The sequence below is a fragment of the Microbacterium sp. genome, from assembly GCF_049661145.1.
Lineage (GTDB): Bacteria > Actinomycetota > Actinomycetes > Actinomycetales > Microbacteriaceae > Microbacterium.
In genome coordinates this window covers 1-2,238 of sequence record NZ_JBASZT010000150.1, presented here as the reverse complement: position 1 = coordinate 2,238, position 2,238 = coordinate 1, and the positions used below count along the sequence as shown (strand labels likewise).

The following is a 2,238-nucleotide window of genomic DNA, read 5'->3' as shown; positions in this document are numbered from 1 at the left end:
CCGCGGACCAGCTCGCCGTGCTCGCTGCGGCCGGCGTGCCTGGCGCGGTGCCGGACGAGTGGTACGGCATCCTGCCACCGAGCTCGACAGGGCCGCTGCTCGACCCGGACCGTGAGGACGTGCGCGTCTCGCCATCGCGGATGCAGGCGCTGGAGGAGTGCCAGCTGGACTGGGTGATCGGCGATCTCGGTGCGGATGCCGGGGGCACCGTGGCGGGCCTCGGCACGCTCGTGCACGCCGCGATGGAGCACGCCGACGGCATCGACGAGGCAGCGCTGTGGGCCGTCGTCGAAGGTCGTTGGGACGAGCTCGAGTTCGAATCGGCGTGGCGCGACCGCGCCGAGCAGCAGCGCGCAAGGGATCTCGTGCGGCGCCTCGCGGGGTATCTGCGCCGCTTCGAGGCCGACGGAGGATCGCTGCTGGGAGCGGAGCCGCACTTCGAGGTGCCCGTCGCGTACGACCCGCCGAGTGAACACGGCGTGATCGTGAGCGGCTACATCGACCGTGTCGAACGGACCCGCGCCGGCGAGGTGGTCATCGTGGACCTCAAGACCGGCAAGCGCGAGCCGCAGACGGACGCGAAGGTTGCCGACAACCCGCAACTGGCGGCCTATCAGCTGGCGCTCGCGAGCGGGGCGATTCCCGCCGCCGACGGCCTCGTCCCCGGCGGGGCGAAACTGCTCGTGCTGCGGCCGACGGCGGCGACGAAGGACTACGTCGAACCGCGGCAGCCAGCGATGGACGACGAGGCCAGGGCGGCGTTCGTCGCGCGCATCCGCGAGGCTGCGGCGATCATGAGCGGCGACACGTTCTCGGCCCCGTTCGAGGAGCATTGCCGCGATGACTATTCGTACGGACTGTGCCGCATTCATACGATCGGGGCGGTGAGCGCGTCGTGAGCGCCGCGGCATCCGCTGCGCCGTCGGTGCCGGCATCCGTTTCCCGAGTGACTGTCCGCGTCACACCCGACGCGTTGTCGGCGGCACTCGGGCAGTTTCCGCCGACCGCAGAGCAGGCCGCCGTCATCGCGGCTCCCTTGGCGCCCGCGCTCGTCGTCGCAGGGGCCGGCAGCGGCAAGACCGAGACGATGGCGGGCCGCGTCGTATGGCTCGTCGCGACCGGAGCGGTGCGGCGCGACGAGATCCTCGGCCTCACCTTCACGCGCAAAGCGGCCGGCGAGCTCGCCGACCGCATCCAACGGCGCTTGCAGCGGCTCGGCGAGTTCGAGTGCCGCGGCCTCGTGCCCCACCTCGACGCGTTGCACGCGGCGGGACGCCTCGACGTGCTGGGCGAGCTTGAACGCGCCGGTGCGTCCGAGGTGGCCCGGCGAGCCGTGCTCGACGGGCTCGCGTCGGCGTGCGGCGCTCATCCGTCGCAGCCGACGGCGGACGCCGACACCTTGCTGCACCGCCCCACCGTCTCGACCTACAACAGCTTCGCCGACGCGATCGTGCGCGAGCACGCCGTGCGCGTCGGGCGCGATCCCGAGGCGGCGGTGCTCAGCGAGTCCGCGGCGTGGCTGCTGATGCGGCGCGTCGTGCTCGAGTCCGACGACGAACGGCTTGAGCTGCGCGACGAGGCACTGCGGACGATCATCGATGGGGCGCTGCGCATCGCGCGCGACGCGGTCGACAACCGCGTCGATCTCGATGAGCTCGCTGCTTTCCCGGCGCGGTTCGCCGACGTGCTCGAGCGGCCGTCGGCGAAGGCGGGAGTCGGGGTCTACGCCGATGTCGTGCGCGCCGCGGGCCGCGTCGGCGGGCTGGGGGTTCTCGCGGACCTCGCGCGTGAGTACGGCCGCCGCAAGCGGCGGCTGGGGGTCATCGATTTCTCCGACCAGGTGGCAGGGGCGTTCGACGTGCTCGCCGGGGCGAGCGCCGCGGCGAGCACCGGCGGGAATGGAGTCGCGGATGAGCTTCGGGACCGCCACCGTGTCGTGTTGCTCGACGAGTACCAGGACACCTCCGTCGTGCAGACCGACTTCCTCGCGGCCGCGTTCCGGGATGCTGCGGTCATGGCCGTCGGCGACCCGCACCAGTCGATCTACGGCTGGCGCGGGGCGAGCGCCGGCAACCTCGGCGGGTTCGCCGCGGCGTTCTCCTCGTCAGGCACCGCGTCGACCTATGCGCTGATGACGAGCTGGCGCAACAGCGTCGAAGTGCTCACCGCCGCCGGTGCCGTGCTGGCGCCGCTGGCGGATTCGGCTCCCGTCGCGGTCGAGCCGCTACGGCCGCGGCC

General features: G+C 72.5%; 2 protein-coding genes. Both read left to right on the top strand.

Going from position 1 to position 2,238, the window contains the following annotated elements; genetic code table 11:
- On the top strand, nt 1-899 hold an 899-nt coding region (locus WBP48_RS06865; RefSeq protein WP_424438036.1), incomplete at its 5' end, for a RecB family exonuclease.
- A 47-nt stretch (nt 900-946) separates the two neighbouring features.
- Nucleotides 947-2,238 (top strand): UvrD-helicase domain-containing protein (locus tag WBP48_RS06860; RefSeq protein WP_424438039.1); only part of this gene is annotated, 1,292 nt, incomplete at its 3' end.